Here is a 21062-nt window from a genome sequence, read left to right as displayed (position 1 = left end):
CATGTCTGGCCACTCTCCCACCCGCCGGACCCGCCTGGCCGGGCTGGGCTTCGCTGCGTTTCTCACGCTGGGCGGCTGTTCGCAGGGCGCCGCGCCCGGCAGCCCGCCACCGCGCGCGGTCAAGCTGGCCATGCCGTACAGCCTGGACAGCGCGGCGCCAGTGCTCCCAGGGGTGATACGCCAGGCGCAAAACAGCGCGCTGGCGTTCGAGCAGCCTGGCAGGGTGACGCGCATGACCGTGGAAGTAGGTGCACAGGTAGCGGCGGGCCAGGTGCTGGTCGAGCAGGACGGCGAAGCGGCACGTCTGCGCCTGGCACAGGCCGAAGCTCGGCGCCGCGCCAGCGCCATCGACCTGACCCAGCGTCGGCATGAACACCAGCGCACCCAGCAGTTGTTCAGCCAGGGCAATGCCTCGGCGGCGGACCTCGAACGCAGCGACACGGCGCTGCAGACCGCGCGAACGCAAGCGCAGGTCACCGACGCTGAGGCCGCCCAGGCCGGCCGCGAGCTGAACCTCACGCGCCTGGTCGCCCCCTTCGCCGGCCGGGTGGTGAGCAGGGTCGCGCAACCGCTGCGCCAGGTCGCCGCCGGCGAAGTGCTGTTGACCCTGCAGGGCAATGGCCCGCGCCAGGTGGTGGTGCAGGTACCGAGCCGCTACGCCCAGCGGCTCAAGCCCGGCGACCGCGCACAGGGTTTGCTGGCGGCCGGCGGCGGCAGCGTCGAATTGAGCCTGATCGGCCTGTCGCCGGTGGCCGAAAACGGCTTGCTGCAGGAGGCCGTCTTCGAGCTGCCGGATGGCCAGACCACACTGCCCAGCGGCAGCGTGCTGAACGTGCAACTGCCCGCCGATGGTGCCTCGTCACTGGCGATTGCCAGCAGCGCCCTGCTGCCCGGCCAGGACGCCGGCAGCGCCCAGGTTTACCTGTTCATGGAAGGTTCCAGCCAGGTGGTGCTGCGCAACGTGCGCGTCGCCGCCCTGCAGGGCGACCAGGCGCTGATCAGCGCCGGCCTGCAGCCTTACGACCAGGTCGTGGTGGCCGGCGCCGCATTCCTCAGGCCGGGCGAGCGTGTCACGCGCTACCAGCCCACCACTGTCATCGTCCGGGATTGATTCATGTCCATCACCCACCTGGCTTTATCCCGCTCGCGGCTGGTGCTGTTCCTCGCGCTGGCAATCCTGCTTGGCGGCATCAAGAGTTTCATCGGTTTTCCCTCCCAGGAAGAACCTGACGTCACCATCCGCGACGCCTTGGTCAGTGTCGCCTTGCCAGGCCTGCCCACAGACCGGGTCGAAGCGCTGCTGGCCCGACCGCTGGAGGACAAACTGCGCGAACTGCCCGAACTCAAGACGCTGGCCACCACCCTGCGCCCCGGCCAGGCCATCGTGCAGATCACCGCCCGCGACGAGGTCGCCGATCTGCCGGCGCTCTGGCAGCGGGTGCGCAACAAGGTTGCGGAAGTCGCGCCTGGCTTGCCCGAGGGCACTCAGGGGCCGCAGGTCGACGATGACTTCGGCCAGGTTGCCGTGGCCTCCATCGCCCTCACCGCACCGGGCTTTTCACTGAGCGAGCTGCACGAACAGGCCGAACGCCTGCGCCGCGCGCTGTACCGCCTGCCGGGCGTACAACGTATCGCCCTGTACGGCCTGCAACAAAACCAGGTTGCGCTGGACTTCGATCCACTCATCCTGGCGCGCCTGGGCCTGCCGCCCGCCGAGATCCTGCGCCAGTTGCACAACCAGAACGGCCTGAGCAGCGCCGGCACCCTGCTGCGCGGCCCGCAGAGCCTGAGCCTGTCGCTCAGCGGTGAAGTGCGTGACCCGCAGACCTTGCATGACCTGCCGGTACGTTTGCCCGACGGCACCACCCTGCCCCTGGGCGCCTTGGCTAAGATCGGCATCCAGGCCCAGGACCCGCCGCAGAGCACGGCGTTCTATCGTGGCCAGCGAGCGCTGGTGTTGGGCATCTCGATGAACCCCGGGCTCAACGTCGAGGACTTCGGCAAGACGCTGGACAGCGCCCTGAGTACGCAGGGCGAGCGCCTGCCCACTGGCTTCAGCCTGCATCGGGTGACCTTCCAGGCCGACGTGGTGCATCACGCCATGCAGCGCATGCAACATGTGCTGATGGAAACCATGGTCATCGTCATGGGCGTGGTGATGCTGTTCCTGGGTTGGCGCATCGGGCTGATCGTCGGCACCATCGTGCCGCTCACCGTGCTCGCCAGCCTGATTCTGATGCGCGCCCTGGGCATCGAGTTGCAGACGGTGTCGATCGCCGCGCTGATCCTGGCCCTGGGCCTGCTGGTGGACAATGGCATCGTCATCGCCGAAGACATCGAGCGGCGCCTGCGTGCCGGCGAGCCGCGCCGCCAGGCCTGTGAAGCGGCAGGCCGTACCCTGGCCGTACCGCTGCTGACCTCTTCGCTGGTGATCATCCTGGCCTTCTCGCCGTTCTTCCTCGGCCAGACCAGCACCAATGAATACCTGCGTTCGCTGGCGGTGGTCCTGGCCCTGACCCTGCTCGGTTCCTGGGCGCTGAGCCTGACCGTCACACCGCTGCTGTGCCTGCGCCTGGTCCGCACGCCGGGTCACGAGTCGTCCAGCGCCCCCAGCGCAAGCACACTGCACCGCGGCTATGCCCGGCTGCTGGCCGTGGCGCTGCGCAACCGCGCGCTGTACATCCTGACCATGCTGGTGCTGCTGGGTGCCGCCAGCCTGAAGCTGCTCAGCCTGCCCTACGACTTCCTGCCGCCGTCAGACCGCAACCAGTTCCAGCTGCCGATCCAGCTCGAACCCGGCACCCATGCGCAACGCAGCATGCAGCGCATGCAGGCGCTCAGTGACTGGCTGGGCAAGGACCCCGACATCAGCGAAAGCATCGGCTATGTCGCCGAAGGCGGCCCGCGCATCGTGCTGGGCCTCAACCCGCCGCTGCCCGGCCCGGAGGTGGCGTACTTCACCATCACCACCCGGCCGGGGGCGGACCTGCAACAGGTCATGGACCGGGTCCGTGATCACCTGCTGAGCGAGTACCCCGACGTACGCGCCCAGCCCAAGCGCTTCTCGCTGGGCAGCACCGAAAGCGGTCTGGCGGTGTACCGGATCAGCGGCCCGGATGACGCCACCCTGCGCCAGCTGGGAGAGCGAATGGCCAACCTGCTGGCAGCGCTGCCGGGGACCCTCGACATCCAGAATGACTGGGGCCCGCGGGTACTGCGCTACCAGGTCAACATCGACCAGGACAGGGCCCGCCGCGCCGGCGTGGACACCCAGGACATCGCCCAGGCCCTGCGCCTGGCCAACCAGGGCGTGAGCGTGACGCCGCTGCGCGACGGCCAGTACAGCCTGGAGATCACCGCCCGCGCCCGCCCCGCCAGCGCCGTGCAACTGGCCGATACGCCGGTCTACCCCAGTGCAGGTGGCGCAGCGCTGCCGCTGTCGGCGGTCGCCAGCCTCAGCCTGGCCTCGGAAGCCAGCGTGCGGGTACGGCGCAACCAGGAGCGCGCCATTACCGTCAGTGGCCGCAACCCCGGGATGACCGCCGACAGCCTGATGCAAGCCCTCGAACCACGCCTCGCCGAGCTGATGCTGCCCAGCGGCTACCACCTGGAAATGGGTGGCGAAATCGAAGACTCGGCAGCAGCCAACGACGCCTTGTTGCGCTACCTGCCCCTGGCGGTATTCGCCATGTTGCTGCTGTTCGTGTGGCAGTTCGATTCATGGCGCAAGGTGCTGATCATCGTCGCCAGCATTCCGTTCATCCTCATCGGCGTCGCCCTGGCGCTGTGGCTGAGCGGCTACCCATTCGGGTTCATGGCGACCTTCGGCCTGCTGTCGCTGGCCGGCATCATCGTCAACAACGCCGTGCTGCTGCTCGAACGCATCGAGGTCGAAGCCGCTGCGGGCCAGCCGCTGCGCCAGGCCATCATGCAGGCAGCGCTGGACCGCCTGCGGCCGATCATCATGACCAAGCTGACCTGCATCCTGGGGCTGATCCCGCTGATGCTGTTCGGTGGCGCACTATGGACCGGCATGGCCATCAGCATGATCGGAGGTCTGGCCCTGGGCACCCTGGTGACCCTGGGATTCATCCCCGTTCTGTACTCGCTGCTGTATGGCGCTGATGACGATCGCCACACCACGGCGCCGCCCGGATGAGCCGACGCAGCGACCACTCAATGCCCGCCGCCACCGGGCGGCGCGGCCTTGGCGGCGAACGGCGGCTTGGCCAGCCAGACCAGCAGGATCAGGCCCATGAAGATCCACGCCAGCATGTAGAAGTAGTCCACCGTGGACATCATGTAGGCCTGGCTGCTCAGCATGCGCTCCATTTGCGCATAGGCCTGCGGCCCGGCGCCGCCGAGGGTATCCAGGGTCTGGCGGGTCACCGGGTCGAAATTGCTGATGTTCTCGCTCAGGTAGGCATGATGCTGGTCGGCGCGGCGAATCCAGATCCAGGTGGTCAGCGAGGCGGCGAAGCTGCCGCCCAGGGTGCGCAGGAAAGTCGCCAGCCCTGAACCGTCGGGAATCTGCTGCGGCGGCAGGTCCGAGAGCAGGATGCTGAGCGTGGGCATGAAGAACAGCGCCACACCGATCCCCATGAACAGCTGCACCATCGCCACGTGCTGGAAGTCCACATCGCTGTTGAACCCCGCACGCATGAAGCACGACAGCCCCATGGCCAGGAACGCCAGGCCGGCCAGCAGGCGCAGGTCGAAGCGATGCGCATACTTGCCCACCAGTGGCGACAGCACCACCGGCAGGATGCCGATCGGCGCGGCAGCCAGTCCCGCCCAGGTCGCGGTGTAGCCCATCTGGGTCTGCAGCCACTGCGGCAGGATCAGGTTGATGCCGAAGAAGCCCGCATAACCGAAGACCATAACCAACGTGCCGATACGGAAGTTACGGTATGCGAACAGCCGCAGATTGACGATCGGGTGCCGGTCGGTCATTTCCCAGATCACGAACACCGCCAGGGCCACCAGCGAGATCAGCGAACCGGCGATGATGAAGTTCGATTCGAACCAGTCCATGTCATTGCCCTTGTCCAGCACCACCTGCAACGCCCCCACGCCTATGATCAGGGTGATCAGGCCGATGTAGTCCATGGGCTGGCGGCTGGTGCTGACCGGGCGCTTGGCCATCTGAGTGCGCACCACAAAGGCGGCGAACAGACCGATGGGCACGTTGATGAAGAAGATCCACGGCCAGCTGTAGCTGTCGGTGATCCAGCCACCGAGAATCGGCCCGGCGATTGGCGCCACCACCGTGACCATCGCCAGCAGCGCCAGGGCCATACCCCGTTTGGCCGGCGGGTAGATGGCGATCAGCAGGGTCTGGCTCATGGGGTACAGCGGCCCGGCCACCACCCCTTGCAGCACGCGAAAGCCCACCAGTTCCGGCATCGACTGCGAGATGCCGCACAGGAACGAGGCCAGCACGAACAGCAGCGTGGCCCAGATGAACAGCTTGACCTCGCCGAAGCGGCGGCTCAGCCAGCCGGTCAGCGGCAAGGCGATGGCGTTGCTCACCGCGAACGAGGTGATGACCCAGGTGCCTTGCTCGGAGCTGACCCCCAGGTTGCCGGAGATGGTCGGCAGGGCCACGTTGGCGATGGTGGTATCGAGCACCTGCATGAAGGTCGCCAGCGACAGGCCGATGGTCGACAGCAGCAGGCTCGGCGGTGTGAATGAAGCGGGAGCGTTCTGGCTCATGGCGGGGTCCTGGACACGGAAACGGCGCCCCGGCCAACGGGCCGGGGCATGCACATGGGCGGATCAGCGCTGCGCGGTGGCCTTGGCGGTGCCGGCGCTGTTTTCGTGGATCAGGCGATTGATCAGCGTATCGGCCTCGGCCAGCTGCTGGTCATACACGGCCGTGCTGAAGCTCGGCTGACGCGGCGGCTGCTGGGCGAGCACCGGACCGCTCTGGTCGTGCAGGTCGACGTCCACGGTGGTCGACAGACCGATGCGCAGCGGGTGGTCGGCCAGTTCCTGCGGATTAATGTGAATACGCACCGGCACGCGCTGGACGATCTTGATCCAGTTGCCGGTGGCGTTCTGCGCCGGCAACAGGGCGAAGGCACTGCCGGTGCCAGCGCCGAGGCTGTCGACGGTGCCGCTGTAGGTCACGTCGCTGCCGTAAAGGTCGGCATGGATCTCTACCGGCTGGCCGATGCGCATCTTGCCCAGCTGGGTTTCCTTGAAGTTGGCGTCGATCCACAGCTGATCCAGGGGAATCACCGCCATGGTCGCGGTGCCCGGCTGGATGCGCTGGCCCAGTTGCACATTGCGCTTGGCCACGTAACCGGTCACTGGCGCGACCAGGGTGGTACGCGCCTTGGCCAGCCAGGCCTGGCGCACCTGCGCGGCAGCGGCCTTGACGTCCGGGTGCGAGGAAACCACCGTGTCATCCACCAGCGCCACACTGCTGGCCAGTTGCTGCTGGACGTTGTTCAGGGCGCTCTGCGCGCTGACCAGATCATCCTTGGCGTGGGACAGCTCCTCCTGGGAAATCGCCCCGCTGGCCGCCAGGTTACGGCGCCGGTTGTAATTGTCCTGGGCCTTCTGCAGCGCCGCACGCTGCGCCGCCAGTTGCGCCTTCATACCGTCGACATTGCTGTACAGGCCACGTACCTGGCGCACCACCCGGGCCAGGTTGGCCTCGGCGTTCTGCAGGCTGACCTCGGCATCGGCAGGATCGAACTTCAGCAGCACCTGGCCTTCGCGCACCAGATCGCCATCGTCGGCACCGATGCTGATCACCGTGCCAGTGGTCTGCGGCGTGATTTCCACCACGTTGCCGTTGACGTAGGCATCGTCGGTGCTCTCGCCCCAGCGGCCATAGAGTTCATGCCAGGCCCAGGCCCCCAGGCCGGCGGCGATCACCACGGCGGCCAGGCCCAGGAGCATGACCTTGCGCTTGCCGGAGGGCTGGTCCTTGGTCACGGCGGTGGATGAAGAAGCAGAAGTGGCGTCGGCCATGGCGATTACCTTTGCAGAGAAACGGGTGGCACCTGAGCAGCCTGGGCATCGGCGATGAAGCCGCCGCCAAGGGCCTGCATCAGGCGGATCGACAGATCGATGCGCCGGGCATCCAGATCCGCCAGTTGACGTTGCGACTGCAGCAGCTGCTGCTCGACGCTGAGCACGTCCAGATAGTTGCCGATGCCGGCGGCATAGCGCTGGGTCGCGGTATCGAAGGAACGCCGCACGATGTCGGTGGCTTCGCGGCGCGCCTGCACCTGGCCGTCGATATCGCGCAACTGGCCGATCCCGTCGGCAACCTCGCCGAGGGCGGCGACCAGCACCTTGTTGTATTGCGCCACGGCCAGCTCGTAGTCGGCATCCCGGGCGTCGAGGTCGGCGCGCAGGCGACCGCCATCGAACAACGGCAGCGACACGGTCGGGCGAATGTTGAAGAACCGGCTGGCGCTGCCGAACAGCGCATCGCCCAGCAGCGACTCGGTGCCGGCGGCGGCACTGAGGTTGAGGTTGGGGTAGAAGCGCGTCTTGCTCGCCTCGATACCCTTGCCGGCCGCCTCGACGCGCCAGCGCGCCGCGACCACATCGGGGCGCCGACCGAGCAGTTCGGCAGGCAGCGACGACGGCAGCTGGACGACCGCTGGCTGCAGCACTTGCGGCCGCGCCAGGCGGCTGCCTTCATCGGGGCCCTTGCCGAGCAGCACCGCCAAGGCGATCTGCGCGCTGCGCAACTGGCTCTCGGCGTCCAGCAGGGCCTGCCGGGCACCGGCTTCCAGACTCTGGCTCTGCTGGAACTGATACTGGCTGTCGATACCCGAGCCCAGGCGCTTCTGGCCCAGGTCGAGCATCTGCCGGGTGCGCTGCAGGTCTTCGGCGGCCAGGTCGCGCATCACATGGGCCTGAGCCAGTTGGCTGTAGGCACGGGCCACGTCGGTGGCCAGGGTCAGACGCGCCGCCTGGCGGTCCACTTCGGCGGCCCGGGCCTGGCCCAGCGCGGCCTCCCAATTGGCGCGCTGACCGCCCCACAGGTCGAAGCTGTAATTGAAGTTCAGGCCCAGGTTACGCACCGTGCTGTAGCGGCTGCCCTGCCCCAGCGGATCCTGGTCACGCGCCAGGCGCGAGCGGGTCACCCCGGCGCTGGCATCCAGGCTGGGCATACGCGCAGCATCGGCGGCATCGGCCTCGGCCATGGCCTGGTGCGCCCTGGCGCTGGCCACCTGCATGTCCGGGCTGTCGCGCAGGGCCTGGTCGATCAGGCGGTCGAGCTGGGCATCGCCCAGGCTCTTCCACCAGTCATCACGCGGCCAGGCCGCTGCCGAAAGAGGAATGTCGCGCAGGCTGCTGGCGGCCTGCAGGTTCTGCGCCGGCATGCGCTCGGCCTGCGGGTGCAGCCCGGCAGAGCTGGCGCAGCCGGCCAGGCCGATGGCGATGGCCAGGGGCGCGGCACGCCGCAGCAGAATCGAAGCGTTCATGGCGCCACCTTGGACTTGAAGCTCAGGCGAGTGAGGATGATTTGATCGTCGGAGGCCACCAGCACCTTGGTGAGAATCCGCCGCAACGTCTCGACCTCCTCCTGTTCCAGGGGGGCGAGCAGGTCGTTCATGGCATCGGCACCGATGCTTGGCAGCAGGTCGGCGAGGGCCTGGCCCTTGCTGGTAAGGGCAACCTTGACCTGACGTCGATCAGCGTCCGAACGGTTGCGCAGGATCAGGCCTTTCTGTTCCAGGCGGTCGAGCATGCGGGTCATCGAACCGCTGTCCAGGCTCAGGTGCCGACACATCTCCACCGGGGTGTCGGAGGCGAACTGGGCAATGATGATCAGCACCTTGTACTGCGCGAAGGTGACGTCATAGGGCAGCAGATACTTGTCGAGTATGCGGTCCTTGAGGGCAGCGGTGCGCCCGAGCAGCAGGCCCATGAGGCTGGAGTCGAAGTTGTCCGGCGAGAAATGTTTCAAAGGATCACCCAGATAGCTGCTTAGGCAGTTGTTGCACGATATTACTGCCATGACAGCAAATGTCAAAACATTAGTTAGCTTGCTTTCAATAACGGCAAAAAAAAGACCGCCACAAGGGCGGTCCGCAGCGTTATGCGCTGGCGTCAGGCGACCAGCGGTACACCGCTGTGGAAGCGGAAGTCCTCGTCGGGGCTTTCGATCAGCTCCTTCTCGACCAGGCGGATTTCTTCGATCTTGGCATCCACGTCAGCCTTGTCGCCGTACAGGTAGGCCAGCTTGAGGTAATCCTGGAAATGCCGCGCCTCGGACTTGAGCAGGCTCGCGTAGAACTTGCTCAGCTCCTCATCCAGGTGCGGCACCAGGGCAGCGAAACGTTCGCAGGAGCGCGCCTCGACGATGCCGCCGACGATCAGCGCATCGGTAAGCCGGTAGGGGTTGTGATTGCGCACGCATTTACGCAGCGCACCGGCGTAGCGTGCCGAGCTGACGTTGGCCATGGGGATGCCGCGCTTGCGGATCAGGCTGATGACCTGTTCGAAATGCCGCAGCTCTTCACGCGCCAGGCGTGACATCTTGGCCTGCAGGTCGAACTTGTCGTTGTACTGGAACATGAACTGGAACGCCGCGCCGGCGGCCTTCTTCTCGTTGTTGGCGTGGTCGATCAGCAGAATGTCCAGGTTGCGCAGCGCCGCCTGCACCCAGGCATCGGGCGTACGGCACAACAGGAAGGCTTCGATTTCAGGGATCGGGTACATAGGCTCACGGCAACGGCTGGGCAAAGCCGCGCATTATACGAGCCACCGCTGCATGCGGCGAGCCTGATTCGCTGATCCACAGCCTACTCGCGAACTATAGTAAACAGGTCAGCCCGCGTGTGGAGCGCCGCATCATGCAATCGATCCGCAGCATCCTGGTGGTCATCGACCCCGGCAGCCCCGACCACCTCGCCCTCAAGCGAGCTCGCCTGATCGCCGGCGTGACCCAGGCCCACCTGCATCTGCTGGTCTGCGACCCGCGCCACGACCACGGCCCCTGGCTGGCCGAGTCACGAATCAACCTGCAGGAACAGGGCTTCACCGTCAGCGCTGCACAAGACTGGCAGGACTCGCTGCATCGAACCGTCATCAAGGCCCAGCAGGCCGCAGGCTGTGGGCTGGTCATCAAGCAGCATTACCCCGACAACCCGTTGAAGAAGGCGCTGCTCACCCCTGACGACTGGAAGCTGCTGCGCTACTGCCCCAGCCCGGTGCTGATGGTCAAGAACGACCGCCCCTGGGCCGGTGCGGTGATGCTCGCGGCCGTGGACGTCGACAACGCGGAAAGCCAGCACCAGGCCCTGCACGAAGCCATCATCGATCACGGCTACGGCCTCGCCATGCTGGCCCGCGGCGACTTGCACGTCATCGCCGCCCACCCGGCACCGACTCTCTCGGCGGCGGACCCGGCCTACCAGCCCGGCAGCGCCATCGAGGCGCGTTATCGCCAGCAGTGCCGGACCTTCCAGCAGCGCTTCGACATCCCCGATGCCCGTCTGCACGTCACCGAGGGGCCGGCCGACGTGCTGATTCCGCACACCGCGCACCAGCTCCAGGCCGCTGTCACGGTAATCGGCACCGTGGCGCGCACCGGCATGGCGGGCGCCCTGGTGGGCAATACGGCCGAGGTGGTGCTCGACACACTGGAAAGCGATGTGCTGGTACTCAAGACCGAGGCCATCATCGAACACCTGGAAGCCTTGTTCCAGGGCTGAAGCCAACGCCCTCAGGCGCCCAGTGCGTCCCGCAGGAAGGAAGGGGCGATGTAGCGCTCGTAGTGCGCGTCGGAAAGCAGGAAGAACTCGCGGTCGATGGCATCGCGCAGGTCGGGCAGTGGCCAGTCGCGGAATTCCGGCAACAGCACGAAGCCGTAGGCCTCGACATTGCTGATGACCCGCGCACCGCGGGCGATGAGCTGGTAGGCCCAGCAGTACTCGGACTGGTGGGCGACGAAGCGGATCTTGCGCTGGGTCAGCTGCCAGCGCAGCTTTTCCGGGTCGAACACCTCGACCTTGGCGGTCATCACCTGCACCAGCAACTGCTCCAGGCGCAGCCAGACCGCGCGCTTCTCATCCTCGCCGTAACTGTTCCAGTTGACGATTTCATGATGGAAACGCTTGCAGCCCCGGCACACGCGGTCACCGAACACGGTGGAGCAAAGGCCGACGCAGGGCGTCTTGATGATCTGATCGGGCATGGCGGGCTGCGGCTGGTGGAACGAGCCGCCATGTTAGCCCTTTGTCTAATGAGGGTCACCCCTCGACCTGCAGGGCTAAGCACCCTGATGCTGCCAGGCCGCGCCAGCCGGGCCTTTGCCCTGGCTGCGCGGCGCTTTGCAACGGCAACGCGGCAGCGATGGCCGCCGCGCTCGCGCTTACCTTCGAGAAAGTTTTGCCGTAGAATCACCGGGCCTTGTAAGGCGCCAATGTCCGTCAGAAGCTGTTTTCAAAGCGTCACGAGCACAGTCAAGTTATCCCGCAGTCCGGTGTCGGCACGGCCGTTCCCTCATCAAGAATGGCCACCGACCGTCCCACCCAGCCGTCCTGCAGGCGTAAAACTTTGAAAACAGCTTCGTAAGGAATTGCCACTACTCTTGGCCAGGATGCTCGACCGAGCATCGGCATACAGAGTAATGGACAATTTCTGGATGAGCGTCCCGGACACCCATTTGGGACCACTGATGAGGGTAATACTGTGCTTGAAGCCTACCGTAAACACACCGAAGAGCGTGCCGCCCAGGGCATCGTGCCCCAGCCGCTGAACGCCGAACAAACCGCAGGCCTGGTCGAGCTGCTGAAGAACCCACCGGCTGGCGAAGAAGCTTTCCTCGTTGACCTGATCACCAACCGCGTTCCACCAGGAGTCGACGAAGCCGCCTACGTCAAGGCCGGTTTCCTGTCCGCCATCACCAAGGGCGAAGCCTCCTCTCCCCTGATCGACCGCAAGCGCGCCACCGAACTGCTGGGCACCATGCAGGGCGGCTACAACATCGCCACCCTGGTCGAGCTGCTCGACGACGCCGAACTGGGCGCCGTCGCCGCCGAACAACTCAAGTTCACCCTGCTGATGTTCGATGCCTTCCACGACGTGGCTGAGAAAGCCAAGGCCGGTAACGCGCATGCCAAGGCCGTCCTGGAATCCTGGGCCGCCGGCGAGTGGTTCACCAAGAAGCCAGCCATCGCCGAGAAGTACAGCCTGGCCGTATTCAAGGTGCCTGGCGAAACCAACACCGACGACCTGTCCCCAGCCCCGGATGCCTGGTCGCGTCCCGACATCCCGCTGCACGCCCTGGCCATGCTGAAAATGGCCCGCGACGGCATCGAGCCTGAGCAGCCGGGTTCCGTTGGTCCCCTGAAGCAGATCGAAGCGGTCAAGGCCAAAGGCTTCCCGGTCGCCTACGTCGGTGACGTGGTCGGTACCGGTTCCTCGCGTAAATCCGCGACCAACTCCGTGCTGTGGTTCTTCGGCGACGACATCCCTTACGTGCCGAACAAGCGCGCGGGTGGATTCTGCTTCGGCACCAAGATCGCCCCGATCTTCTACAACACCATGGAAGACGCCGGCGCCCTGCCGATCGAATTCGACTGCACCAACCTGGCCATGGGTGACGTGATCGACGTCTACCCGCACGCCGGCAAGGTCTGCAAGCACGGTTCCGACGAAGTCATCACCACCTTCGAACTGAAGACCCCGGTGCTGCTCGACGAAGTCCGCGCTGGCGGCCGTATCCCGCTGATCGTCGGCCGTGGCCTGACCGAGAAGGCGCGTGCCGAGCTGGGCCTGGGGCCAACCGACCTGTTCGCCCTGCCTGAAGCACCGGTCGACAGCGGCAAGGGCTTCACCCTGGCGCAGAAGATGGTCGGCAAGGCCTGCGGCCTGCCGGAAGGCAAAGGCGTGCGCCCTGGCACCTACTGCGAACCGAAGATGACCACCGTCGGCTCCCAGGACACCACTGGCCCGATGACCCGCGACGAGCTGAAAGACCTGGCGTGCCTGGGCTTCTCCGCCGACCTGGTCATGCAGTCGTTCTGCCACACCGCGGCTTATCCGAAGCCGATCGACGTCACCACCCACCACACCCTGCCGGATTTCATCCGCACCCGTGGCGGCGTGTCGCTGCGTCCTGGCGACGGTATCATCCACAGCTGGCTGAACCGCATGCTGCTGCCTGACACCGTCGGCACCGGCGGCGACTCGCACACCCGCTTCCCGATCGGCATCTCCTTCCCGGCCGGTTCCGGCCTGGTCGCCTTCGCCGCGGCCACCGGCGTCATGCCGCTGGACATGCCGGAGTCGGTCCTGGTGCGCTTCAAAGGCAAGATGCAGCCTGGCATCACCCTGCGCGACCTGGTACACGCCATTCCTTACTACGCCATCCAGCAAGGCCTGCTGACCGTAGAGAAGAAAGGCAAGAAGAACATCTTCTCCGGCCGCATCCTCGAGATCGAAGGCCTCAACGAACTGACCGTCGAGCAAGCCTTCGAACTGTCCGACGCCTCGGCAGAGCGTTCGGCTGCCGGTTGCACCATCAAGCTGCCGGAAGCCTCCATCGCCGAGTACCTGAAGTCCAACATCACCCTGCTGCGCTGGATGATCAGCGAAGGCTACGGCGATGCCCGCACCATGGAGCGCCGCGCCCAGGCGATGGAAGCCTGGCTGGCCAAGCCAGAGCTGCTGGAAGCCGACAAGGACGCCGAATACGCTGCCGTCATCGAGATCGACCTGGCCGACGTCAAGGAGCCTGTGCTCTGCGCGCCGAACGACCCGGACGACGCTCGCCTGCTGTCCACCGTGGCGGGCGACAAGATCGACGAAGTGTTCATCGGTTCGTGCATGACCAACATCGGTCACTTCCGCGCTGCCGGCAAGCTGCTGGACAAGGTCAAGGGCGGTATTCCGACCCGTCTGTGGCTGGCTCCGCCAACCAAGATGGACGCTCACCAGCTGACCGAAGAAGGCTACTACGGCATCTACGGCAAGGCTGGCGCGCGCATGGAAATGCCAGGCTGCTCGCTGTGCATGGGTAACCAGGCTCGCGTACAGACCGGTTCGACCGTGGTTTCCACCTCGACCCGTAACTTCCCGAACCGCCTGGGCGACGCCACCAACGTCTACCTGGCTTCGGCCGAGCTGGCTGCCGTGGCTTCGATCATCGGCAAGCTGCCGACCGTCGAGGAGTACATGCAGTACGCCAAGGACATCGACAGCATGGCTGCCGACGTCTACCGCTACCTGAGCTTCGACCAGATCGCCGAGTTCCGCGACGCGGCGGCCACCGCCAACATCCCGGTCGTCCAGGCCTGATGCCCTGACCTGGCTGTAGCGCTGTAAAAAAGAAACCCCGCCAAGTGCGGGGTTTCTTTTTGCCTTGCGAACAACTTTGTGGCGCCCAGAGAGCCCGGCAGGGCCGCAAGCTGGTCGCGGCACACGCCGCGGCCAGCCCCCTGGGCACAAGCTCTCTACAAGCGGCTTATGCCAAACGCCTCACACGGTCGCCGCCTGCCCGCTCATGGCCAGGTCCAGCAGCTCACGGTTGGCCACCGCGTACATCGCGTAGTCGGTACCCGTAGCGGCACGCAACTCCACGAGCATGGCGCGCCAGCGCTCGACCATCGCCGCGTGCTGCTCCAGCCACAGGGCCAGGCGAGCTTCCAGATCCTCCGGCCCGTCCTGCATCTGCAGCACGGAGATGGTGATCGCCCGCTGCTGCCAGTCGATGTCGTCGCGGAACGCCTCGCGGGCCAAGGCCTGCCAGTTGCTCTCCACCGGCAAACTGCTGATCTGCTGCAGGTACCAGGTGATTTCCAGGGCGCTGCCCACCGCGAAGAAGGTCTTCGCCACGTCGGCAGCGTTATGCCCGGTCACGTCGGAAGCCTCGATGATCGGCAACAGGGTGTAGAGGTGCGTGGTACCGGCCACCATGCGCGCCAGCAGCTCAGGCACGCCAGATTCCACATAGGCCTCGTAGCGCTCCTGCCAGACGGCACGGGTGCGGCCTTCGAGCAGTTCGTCGAGCTTCAGGCCCAGCGCCGCGATATGCGGACCGAAGTGCGCCACATCACGGGCGGCATCCAGTTCGTTGCGGCGGCTGCGCAGGAACCAGCGCGTGGCGCGACGGCCCAGGCGCATCAGTTCGTCCATCAGGGTCAGCTGGATCTCGGCCGGCACCTTGTAGTCCAGTGCCTCGATCTGGCGGAACCAGTGCGGTAGGTGGAAGATGTCCCGCACGATCACATAGGCTCCGGCGACCGCCGCAGCGCTCATGCCGGTGGACTCCTTCAGGCGCTGCACGAAGGTGATGCCCATGTGGTTGACCAGATCGTTGGCGATCTGGGTGCTGACGATCTCGCGCTTGAGGCGATGGTTGCGCATGGCCGCGGAATACTGCGCGCCCAGCGACGACGGGAACGCAGTCTCCATGTCACGCGCCAGGTAGTCGTCATCCGGCACGCGGGATTCCAGCAGCGCTTCCTTGAGGTCGATCTTGCTGTAGGAGATCAGCACCGACAGCTCGGCACGGGTCAGGCCATGGCCGGCGGCGACGCGCTCGGCGATCTGCTCTTCCGAAGGCAGGAATTCGATCAGCCGGTCGAGCTTGCCGCGCGCCTCCAGGTCACCCATCAGGCGCTTGTACTCGGCGATGCGATCATAGGCACGCCGCGCCGCCAGCGACAGCGCCTGGGTCTGCTTGTAGTTGTTGCCCAGCACCAGGTGGCCGACTTCGTCGGTCATGCTCTCGAGCAGCTGGTTGCGCTGCTTCTGGGTCATGTCACCGGCCTGCACCACTTCGTTGATGAGGATCTTGATGTTGACCTCATGGTCGGAGCAGTCCACGCCACCAGCGTTGTCGATGAAGTCGGTGTTGGTCGCCCCGCCATGCAGGCCGAACTCGACACGGCCCAGCTGGGTCATGCCCAGGTTGCCACCCTCGCCCACCACCTTGCAGCGCAACTCGTTGCCATTGACGCGCAACGCGTCGTTGGCCTTGTCGCCGACGTCGGCGTGGCTCTCTTCGCTGGACTTCACATAGGTGCCGATACCACCGTTCCACAACAGGTCCACCGGCGCCTTGAGCAACGCATTCATCAGCTCGGTCGGGGTCAGCTTGTCGGCCTTGATGTCGAAGCGTGCCTTCATCTGCTCGGTGATGGTGATGCTCTTGGCACTGCGCGGGAACACCCCGCCACCGGCGGAGATCAGGCTGGCGTCGTAGTCGGTCCAGGCCGAGCGCGGCAGGTTGAACAGGCGCTGGCGCTCGGCGAAGCTGCTGGCCGGGTCCGGATTCGGGTCGATGAAGATATGCAGGTGGTTGAAGGCCGCCACCAGTTGCAGCTTGTCGGACATCAGCAGGCCGTTGCCGAACACGTCACCGGCCATGTCGCCAATGCCGATCACGGTGATGCTGTCCTGCTGCACGTTGATATCGCGCTCACGGAAATGCCGTTGCACGCCCACCCAGGCACCCTTGGCGGTGATGCCCATCTTCTTGTGGTCATAGCCGGCCGAGCCGCCCGAAGCGAACGCGTCACCCAGCCAGAAGCCGTAGTCCAGGGCGATGCCGTTGGCGATGTCGGAGAAGGTCGCGGTGCCCTTGTCGGCCGCGACCACCAGGTACGGGTCATCATCGTCGTGACGCACCACGTTGGCCGGCGGCACCAGCGCGCCTTCCTTGAGGTTGTCGGTGATGTCCAGCAGGCCGGAGATGAAGATGCGGTAGCAGGCGATGGCCTCGGCCTGCACTTCGTCACGGCTGCCGGAAGCCGGCAGACGGCGCGGTACGAAACCACCCTTGGCACCCACCGGCACGATCACCGAGTTCTTCACCTGCTGCGCCTTGACCAGGCCCAGCACCTCGGTGCGGAAGTCTTCCTCGCGGTCCGACCAGCGCAGGCCGCCGCGAGCCACGTTGCCAAAGCGCAGGTGCACGCCCTCGACGCGCGGCGAATAGACGAAAATCTCGAATTTCGGCACCGGCTTGGGCAGTTCGGGAATCAGGCGCGGGTTGAACTTGAAGCTGAAGTAGCTCTTGTTCTGGCCATTGGCGTCAGTCTGGTAGAAGTTGGTGCGCAGGGTGGCCTTGATGAGGTCCAGGTAGCGACGCAGGATGCGGTCTTCGTTGAGCACCTGGACGTCGTCCAGGGCGGTGAGGATCGCCTGCTCCAGGCGCAGTTGCTTGTCATCGAGGTCTTCGCTGGCCAGCTTGCGCGCCAGGTAGAAGCGGGTCTTGAACAGCCGGGTCAGCTCGCGGGCGATCTCGGTGTGGTTGTTCAGGGTGCTGGCGATGTAGCCCAGGTCGAAGCCCAGGCGGATCTGCTTGAGGTAGCGCGCATAGGCACGCAGCAGAGCCACGTCGCGCCACGGCAGGCCGGCAGTCAGCACCAGGCGGTTGAAGGCGTCGTTCTCGGCATCACCGCGCACGATGTGCACGAAAGCGTCCTGCAAGACGTCGTTGAGCTGCTGGATGTCGAGGTCCAGGCCTTCGGCGTAGGTGAAGGCGAAGTCGTGGATCCAGAACTCACGGCCATCGACATGCTGCAGGCGATAGGGGAACTCGCCGAGCACGCGCAGGCCGAGGTTCTCCAGGATCGGCAGCACATCGGACAGCGCCAGCGGGGTATCGGCGTGATACAGCTTGCAGTGCAGCTGTTGGCGGCGGCCGGCGAGTGGCTGGTAGAAGCTCATCACCAGCGGGTTGCTCTCCGACAGGCTCAGCACGTGCTGCATGTCGACCACCGCCGAATGCGCGGCGAAGCGCTCGCGGTAGCCGGCCGGGAAACCTTTCGGGAAGTCTTCCAGCACGTTGGTGCCCTGGGCCTCACCGAAACTTTCGATGACCAGGCTAGCGTAGTCGTCCTTCCAGGAACGGCAGGCCTGGATGACCTCGTTCTCCAGCTGCACGGGGTCGATATCCAGGGTGATCTTCGGATCGACGCGCAGGATCAGCTGCACGCGGGCCAGCACCGACTCGGAGAAGAAGGTCCAGAATTCGCAGTCACTGGCCTTGAGGCGATCCATCAGCACCTGCTGGATCTTCTGCCGCACTTCGGTGGAGTACACGTCGCGCGGGACATAGGCCAGGCAGTAGCAGAAGCGCCCGTACGGGTCCTTGCGCAGGAACACGCGAATCTTGTTGCGTTCCTGGATCTGCACGATGGACATCACGGTGCCGAACAGCTCGTCGACCGGGGTCTGGAACAGGTCGTCACGCGGCAGCACTTCGATGACCTGGGCCAACTCCTTGCCCAGGTGGGCCTTGGCGTCGAAGCCGGAGCGGCGCTCGATCTCCGCGACCTTGCGACGGATATAGGGAATGCGGTGCACGTTCTCGCCATACACCGACGAGGTGTATAGCCCCATGAAACGACACTCCTTGACCACCTTGCCCGCCGCGTCGATCAGGCGGATCGACACGTAGTCGGGATAGGCCGGGCGGTGTACACGGCTGGGCAGCGCAGCCTTGGCGAACGACAGCAGGGTGGGCTCCTGCAGGTACTTCACCGCGTAGTCTTCGATATGCAGGTCTTCGCTGCTGAGCCCCACGCGCAACAGTTTGGTCAGGCCAAGGAACGACGAAGGGTCGTACTCGATGTGGCCGCCGTCGGCTTCCAGGCGCACCTGGAACTCTTCGTAGCCCAGGAAAGTGAAATGGTTGTCCAGCAACCACTGCAGGAAGATCTTGACCTCGTCGACCTCCTCCGGGTCGATGCCATGCGCGCCGGCGTCAATGGCCGCCAGGACATCGTGGACCCGTGCCTTCATCGGCTCGAAGTCCTCGACGGCTACGCGCACTTCGCCGAGCACCTGCTCCAGTTCGCGCGCCAGAGCGCTCAGCTCACTGGCATTGGAACTACGGTCGATCTCCAGGTACATCAGCGATTCCTGCAGCACGCCCTCGCCGGTGGTGCCCTTGGGCAGCACTTCCAGCAGTTCACCCTGGGCGCCGCGTCGCACGCTCAGGACGGTGGTCTGCAGGGTGTGGATGCTGTAGCTGCGGCGGTTCAGCTCGGTGCGTACCGAGTCGACCAGAAAGGGCAGGTCGTGATGCAGCACCTCGACCACCGTGTGGGTGGACTGCCAGCCGTGGCGCTCGTAATCGGGGTTGTAGACCCGTACCTGGGGTTTGTCGTGTTCGAAGCGTTCGAGCAGCCGCCAGGCTGAAAGGGTGCAGCCCGCCAGGTCGGAAAGGCGACGCTGGGTCAATTCGTCAAGGGAAATGATGCCGAAGAATTGCTCGGCGAACAGCGCCACTTGTGGCAGTGCCTGTTCGCTGATGTGCTGCGCCAGGGCCGCTTGCAGTTGATGCTGGAAGTCGGCCTTGCTGGCTGCGGTGAAGAACGCCATCGATGTTACTCCGCTTTGGCTTTTTTAGAAGGAGACGGGCTTTTTGCCACGATCCGTGGGTCGACAGGATCGAGTGTAGAAGTAAACGGGCGATGCTCAGGGGACCGAGGTGTTTCAATGCCATTTCCGAGAACTGCGTCAGAAAGCGCGCCGGGCCTGTCAGGCAGGGCATGCGACCGTTTGTCGCCGGTCAGCTTAACGACAGCGGTCCATACAGGGCTTACAAGGCTGCGACATATTCGGTCATCGACTAGCAGACAGGTAACGGGCCAAGGGCCACGGCAGCAGCCGGAAAACACCATGGCGGCGTTAGGAAAAGTTCATCAGGGACTGGCACAATTACCGACCTTGCCGCCTCGATCAGGATTTCGACATGCTCATCAACACGCCCTGGCTCATCGCCAACCCCTGCGACGACGAATACGACGACATGGCCATGCTGTGCTGTCATGGCGACAACGGCGAGCTGTTCTCGCTGAGCCGTTTCCCTGACGAAGACCAGGTGGAAGTCAGTGTCGGCGACGAGCGCAGCCTGGCGGTCGGCAGCCTCAGGGTGACCCTGGAGCCGGCACGCCTGCTGATCGAACTGGAACCGACCGACGCGGCCAGCCTGACCGGCCCCGAGCCGGTGGAAATCCGCCATGCCACCGATGCCGACGACCTCGCCGAAGTCGACAGCACGCTACGCATCATCCTGGCGGGTGTCGGTACATATGTCAGCCAGATCGCCTGACAGCCGGGGGTAAAGTCAGGGGGCACTGTCTGCCAGGAGACCGCCATGCCCCCCTACCGCTTCGACGCCCACTGCCACATCTTCGACCCGCACTTTGCGCTGCAGGCCTCCTGCGCCCCCCTGCCGGCAGCCTTCACCTGCGACGACTATCGCGCCAGGGTGGCACCGCTGGGTTTCACCGGTGGTGCCGTGGTGGCAACGCCTGCCCAGGGCTGGCGCCAGGGTCACCTGCTCGACGCCCTGCGCCGGCTCGGGCCAGGGTACGTCGGGGTCGCTCGACTGCCGCTGAACGTCGGCAACAGTGAGCTGGACACCCTCAACAGTTTCGGCGTACGCGGCCTGCGCCTGACCCTCAAGCGCGGCGCCAGCGTAGCGCCCGAGCAGTGCCTGGCACTGGCCCGACGCGTTCACCAGCACACCGGGTGGCACGCCGAAGTCACCCTCGACCCACGTGAACTGGCCGACTTCGAAGAGAGCCTGGCGCAGTTGCCGGCCCTGTGCCTGGACCTTCGCGTACTGGCACGCGGCTGCCTGCCCAGCCTGCTGCGCCTGGTCGAACGCGGCGCGCGCATCAAGCTCTTCGGCATCGGGCGTCTCAACGCCAGCTGCACGGCCCTGCTCGACGACCTGTACAGCGCCAACCCGCAGGCGCTGATGTTCGGCAGCGGCCTGCCATCGGCGGACAGCACGACAGCCGCTGTGCAGCGTGACCTCGACACGCTCAGCGAGGTCCTGGGTGAAGCGGCGCTGCCCAGGTTGCTGTGGCACAACGCGGCACAACTCTACCGGGTGCAGCCCTTCTAGCCGGCCCCAGGGTGCGAGCGGCGCAGCTCCCGAGAAGCGACATGCCAAAAAAGCCCCGGCGCCATTAGTCGATCAGGCCCCGGATGGATTAAAGTAACGCCCCCAGCCAGGGTTCTGTCGTGCAGGCCAGCGAGCGTCGCTCAGGCACGCCTCACCCGCTCGCCGCCCCTGGCCGTCATTCGCCAGACCGGTATCACCTTGCCAGGAA

The 21062-nt window shown here is 65.5% G+C and carries 13 protein-coding genes; 6 read left to right on the top strand and 7 right to left on the bottom strand.

Annotated features, from left to right (window positions below; all coding sequences use genetic code 11):
- Position 1: 1 nt before the first annotated feature.
- Both RRX38_RS24490 and RRX38_RS24485 read left to right on the top strand, forming a co-directional pair.
- Positions 2–1111 (top strand): efflux RND transporter periplasmic adaptor subunit, encoded by a 1110-nt coding sequence (locus RRX38_RS24490; RefSeq protein WP_315961001.1) that lies wholly within the window; start codon positions 2–4, stop codon positions 1109–1111.
- Positions 1112–1114: 3 nt separating this feature from the next.
- On the top strand, positions 1115–4159 hold the full coding sequence (locus tag RRX38_RS24485) for an efflux RND transporter permease subunit (protein WP_315961000.1): 3045 nt from the start codon (positions 1115–1117) through the stop codon (positions 4157–4159).
- 17 nt (positions 4160–4176) lie between these two features.
- Here RRX38_RS24485 and RRX38_RS24480 read toward each other — a convergent pair whose 3' ends face one another.
- From RRX38_RS24480 to RRX38_RS24460, 5 genes are all read right to left on the bottom strand, one after another.
- A complete protein-coding gene (locus RRX38_RS24480; RefSeq protein ID WP_295477452.1) occupies positions 4177–5769 on the bottom strand; it encodes a DHA2 family efflux MFS transporter permease subunit in 1593 nt (530 codons plus the stop codon).
- A gap of 9 nt (positions 5770–5778) precedes the next feature.
- Positions 5779–6984, bottom strand: coding sequence for an HlyD family efflux transporter periplasmic adaptor subunit (locus tag RRX38_RS24475; protein ID WP_315960999.1), 1206 nt, complete (start codon positions 6982–6984; stop codon positions 5779–5781).
- Positions 6985–6989: 5 nt separating this feature from the next.
- Positions 6990–8456: an efflux transporter outer membrane subunit gene (locus RRX38_RS24470; protein WP_315960998.1), complete on the bottom strand. Its 1467-nt coding sequence runs from the start codon at positions 8454–8456 to the stop codon at positions 6990–6992.
- Positions 8453–8941, bottom strand: coding sequence for a MarR family transcriptional regulator (locus RRX38_RS24465; protein WP_315960997.1), 489 nt, complete (start codon positions 8939–8941; stop codon positions 8453–8455). Before RRX38_RS24465 ends, RRX38_RS24470 begins: the two co-directional genes overlap by 4 nt.
- Positions 8942–9084: 143 nt before the next feature.
- Positions 9085–9696: a tRNA-(ms[2]io[6]A)-hydroxylase gene (locus RRX38_RS24460; protein WP_315960996.1), complete on the bottom strand. Its 612-nt coding sequence runs from the start codon at positions 9694–9696 to the stop codon at positions 9085–9087.
- A 134-nt stretch (positions 9697–9830) separates the two neighbouring features.
- Between RRX38_RS24460 and RRX38_RS24455 the strand changes: the two genes are divergently transcribed.
- Entirely contained in the window at positions 9831–10691 is an 861-nt protein-coding gene (locus tag RRX38_RS24455; protein WP_315960995.1) for a universal stress protein, read from the top strand.
- A gap of 11 nt (positions 10692–10702) precedes the next feature.
- Here the strand turns inward: RRX38_RS24455 and RRX38_RS24450 are convergent, their stop codons facing one another.
- Positions 10703–11173 carry a DUF1289 domain-containing protein gene (locus RRX38_RS24450; RefSeq protein ID WP_315960994.1) on the bottom strand — a complete coding sequence of 157 codons (471 nt, stop codon included), beginning with the start codon at positions 11171–11173 and terminating at the stop codon, positions 10703–10705.
- Positions 11174–11670: 497 nt separating this feature from the next.
- Between RRX38_RS24450 and acnB the strand changes: the two genes are divergently transcribed.
- The gene (gene acnB / locus RRX38_RS24445) at positions 11671–14280 is read left to right on the top strand and encodes a bifunctional aconitate hydratase 2/2-methylisocitrate dehydratase (RefSeq protein ID WP_295477464.1); all 2610 of its coding nucleotides are present in this window, start codon (positions 11671–11673) and stop codon (positions 14278–14280) included.
- 180 nt (positions 14281–14460) lie between these two features.
- Here the strand turns inward: acnB and RRX38_RS24440 are convergent, their stop codons facing one another.
- Entirely contained in the window at positions 14461–19317 is a 4857-nt protein-coding gene (locus RRX38_RS24440) for an NAD-glutamate dehydrogenase (protein ID WP_315960993.1), read from the bottom strand.
- A 373-nt stretch (positions 19318–19690) separates the two neighbouring features.
- Here RRX38_RS24440 and RRX38_RS24435 point away from each other — a divergent pair, with 373 nt between their 5' ends.
- Together RRX38_RS24435 and RRX38_RS24430 are read left to right on the top strand one after the other, a co-directional pair.
- On the top strand, positions 19691–20050 hold the full coding sequence (locus RRX38_RS24435) for a hypothetical protein (protein WP_315960992.1): 360 nt from the start codon (positions 19691–19693) through the stop codon (positions 20048–20050).
- A gap of 45 nt (positions 20051–20095) precedes the next feature.
- Positions 20096–20854 (top strand): amidohydrolase family protein, encoded by a 759-nt coding sequence (locus tag RRX38_RS24430; protein WP_315960991.1) that lies wholly within the window; start codon positions 20096–20098, stop codon positions 20852–20854.
- The last annotated feature ends 208 nt before the right edge of the window (positions 20855–21062 follow it).

This window comes from Pseudomonas sp. DTU_2021_1001937_2_SI_NGA_ILE_001 (genome assembly GCF_032463525.1).
GTDB lineage: Bacteria > Pseudomonadota > Gammaproteobacteria > Pseudomonadales > Pseudomonadaceae > Aquipseudomonas.
This window is presented reverse-complemented; position numbering and strand designations above follow the sequence as displayed.

What these genes read in the sequence shown, in the direction of transcription:
- RRX38_RS24450 (WP_315960994.1), bottom strand. Translation starts at nt 11,173, where the DNA reads ATGCCCGATCAGATCATCAAGACGCCCTGCGTCGGCCTTTGCTCCACC.
- RRX38_RS24455 (WP_315960995.1), top strand. Translation starts at nt 9,831, where the DNA reads ATGCAATCGATCCGCAGCATCCTGGTGGTCATCGACCCCGGCAGCCCC.
- RRX38_RS24435 (WP_315960992.1), top strand. Translation starts at nt 19,691, where the DNA reads ATGCTCATCAACACGCCCTGGCTCATCGCCAACCCCTGCGACGACGAA.
- RRX38_RS24430 (WP_315960991.1), top strand. Translation starts at nt 20,096, where the DNA reads ATGCCCCCCTACCGCTTCGACGCCCACTGCCACATCTTCGACCCGCAC.
- RRX38_RS24475 (WP_315960999.1), bottom strand. Translation starts at nt 6,984, where the DNA reads ATGGCCGACGCCACTTCTGCTTCTTCATCCACCGCCGTGACCAAGGAC.
- RRX38_RS24470 (WP_315960998.1), bottom strand. Translation starts at nt 8,456, where the DNA reads ATGAACGCTTCGATTCTGCTGCGGCGTGCCGCGCCCCTGGCCATCGCC.
- RRX38_RS24485 (WP_315961000.1), top strand. Translation starts at nt 1,115, where the DNA reads ATGTCCATCACCCACCTGGCTTTATCCCGCTCGCGGCTGGTGCTGTTC.
- RRX38_RS24460 (WP_315960996.1), bottom strand. Translation starts at nt 9,696, where the DNA reads ATGTACCCGATCCCTGAAATCGAAGCCTTCCTGTTGTGCCGTACGCCC.
- RRX38_RS24440 (WP_315960993.1), bottom strand. Translation starts at nt 19,317, where the DNA reads ATGGCGTTCTTCACCGCAGCCAGCAAGGCCGACTTCCAGCATCAACTG.
- RRX38_RS24490 (WP_315961001.1), top strand. Translation starts at nt 2, where the DNA reads ATGTCTGGCCACTCTCCCACCCGCCGGACCCGCCTGGCCGGGCTGGGC.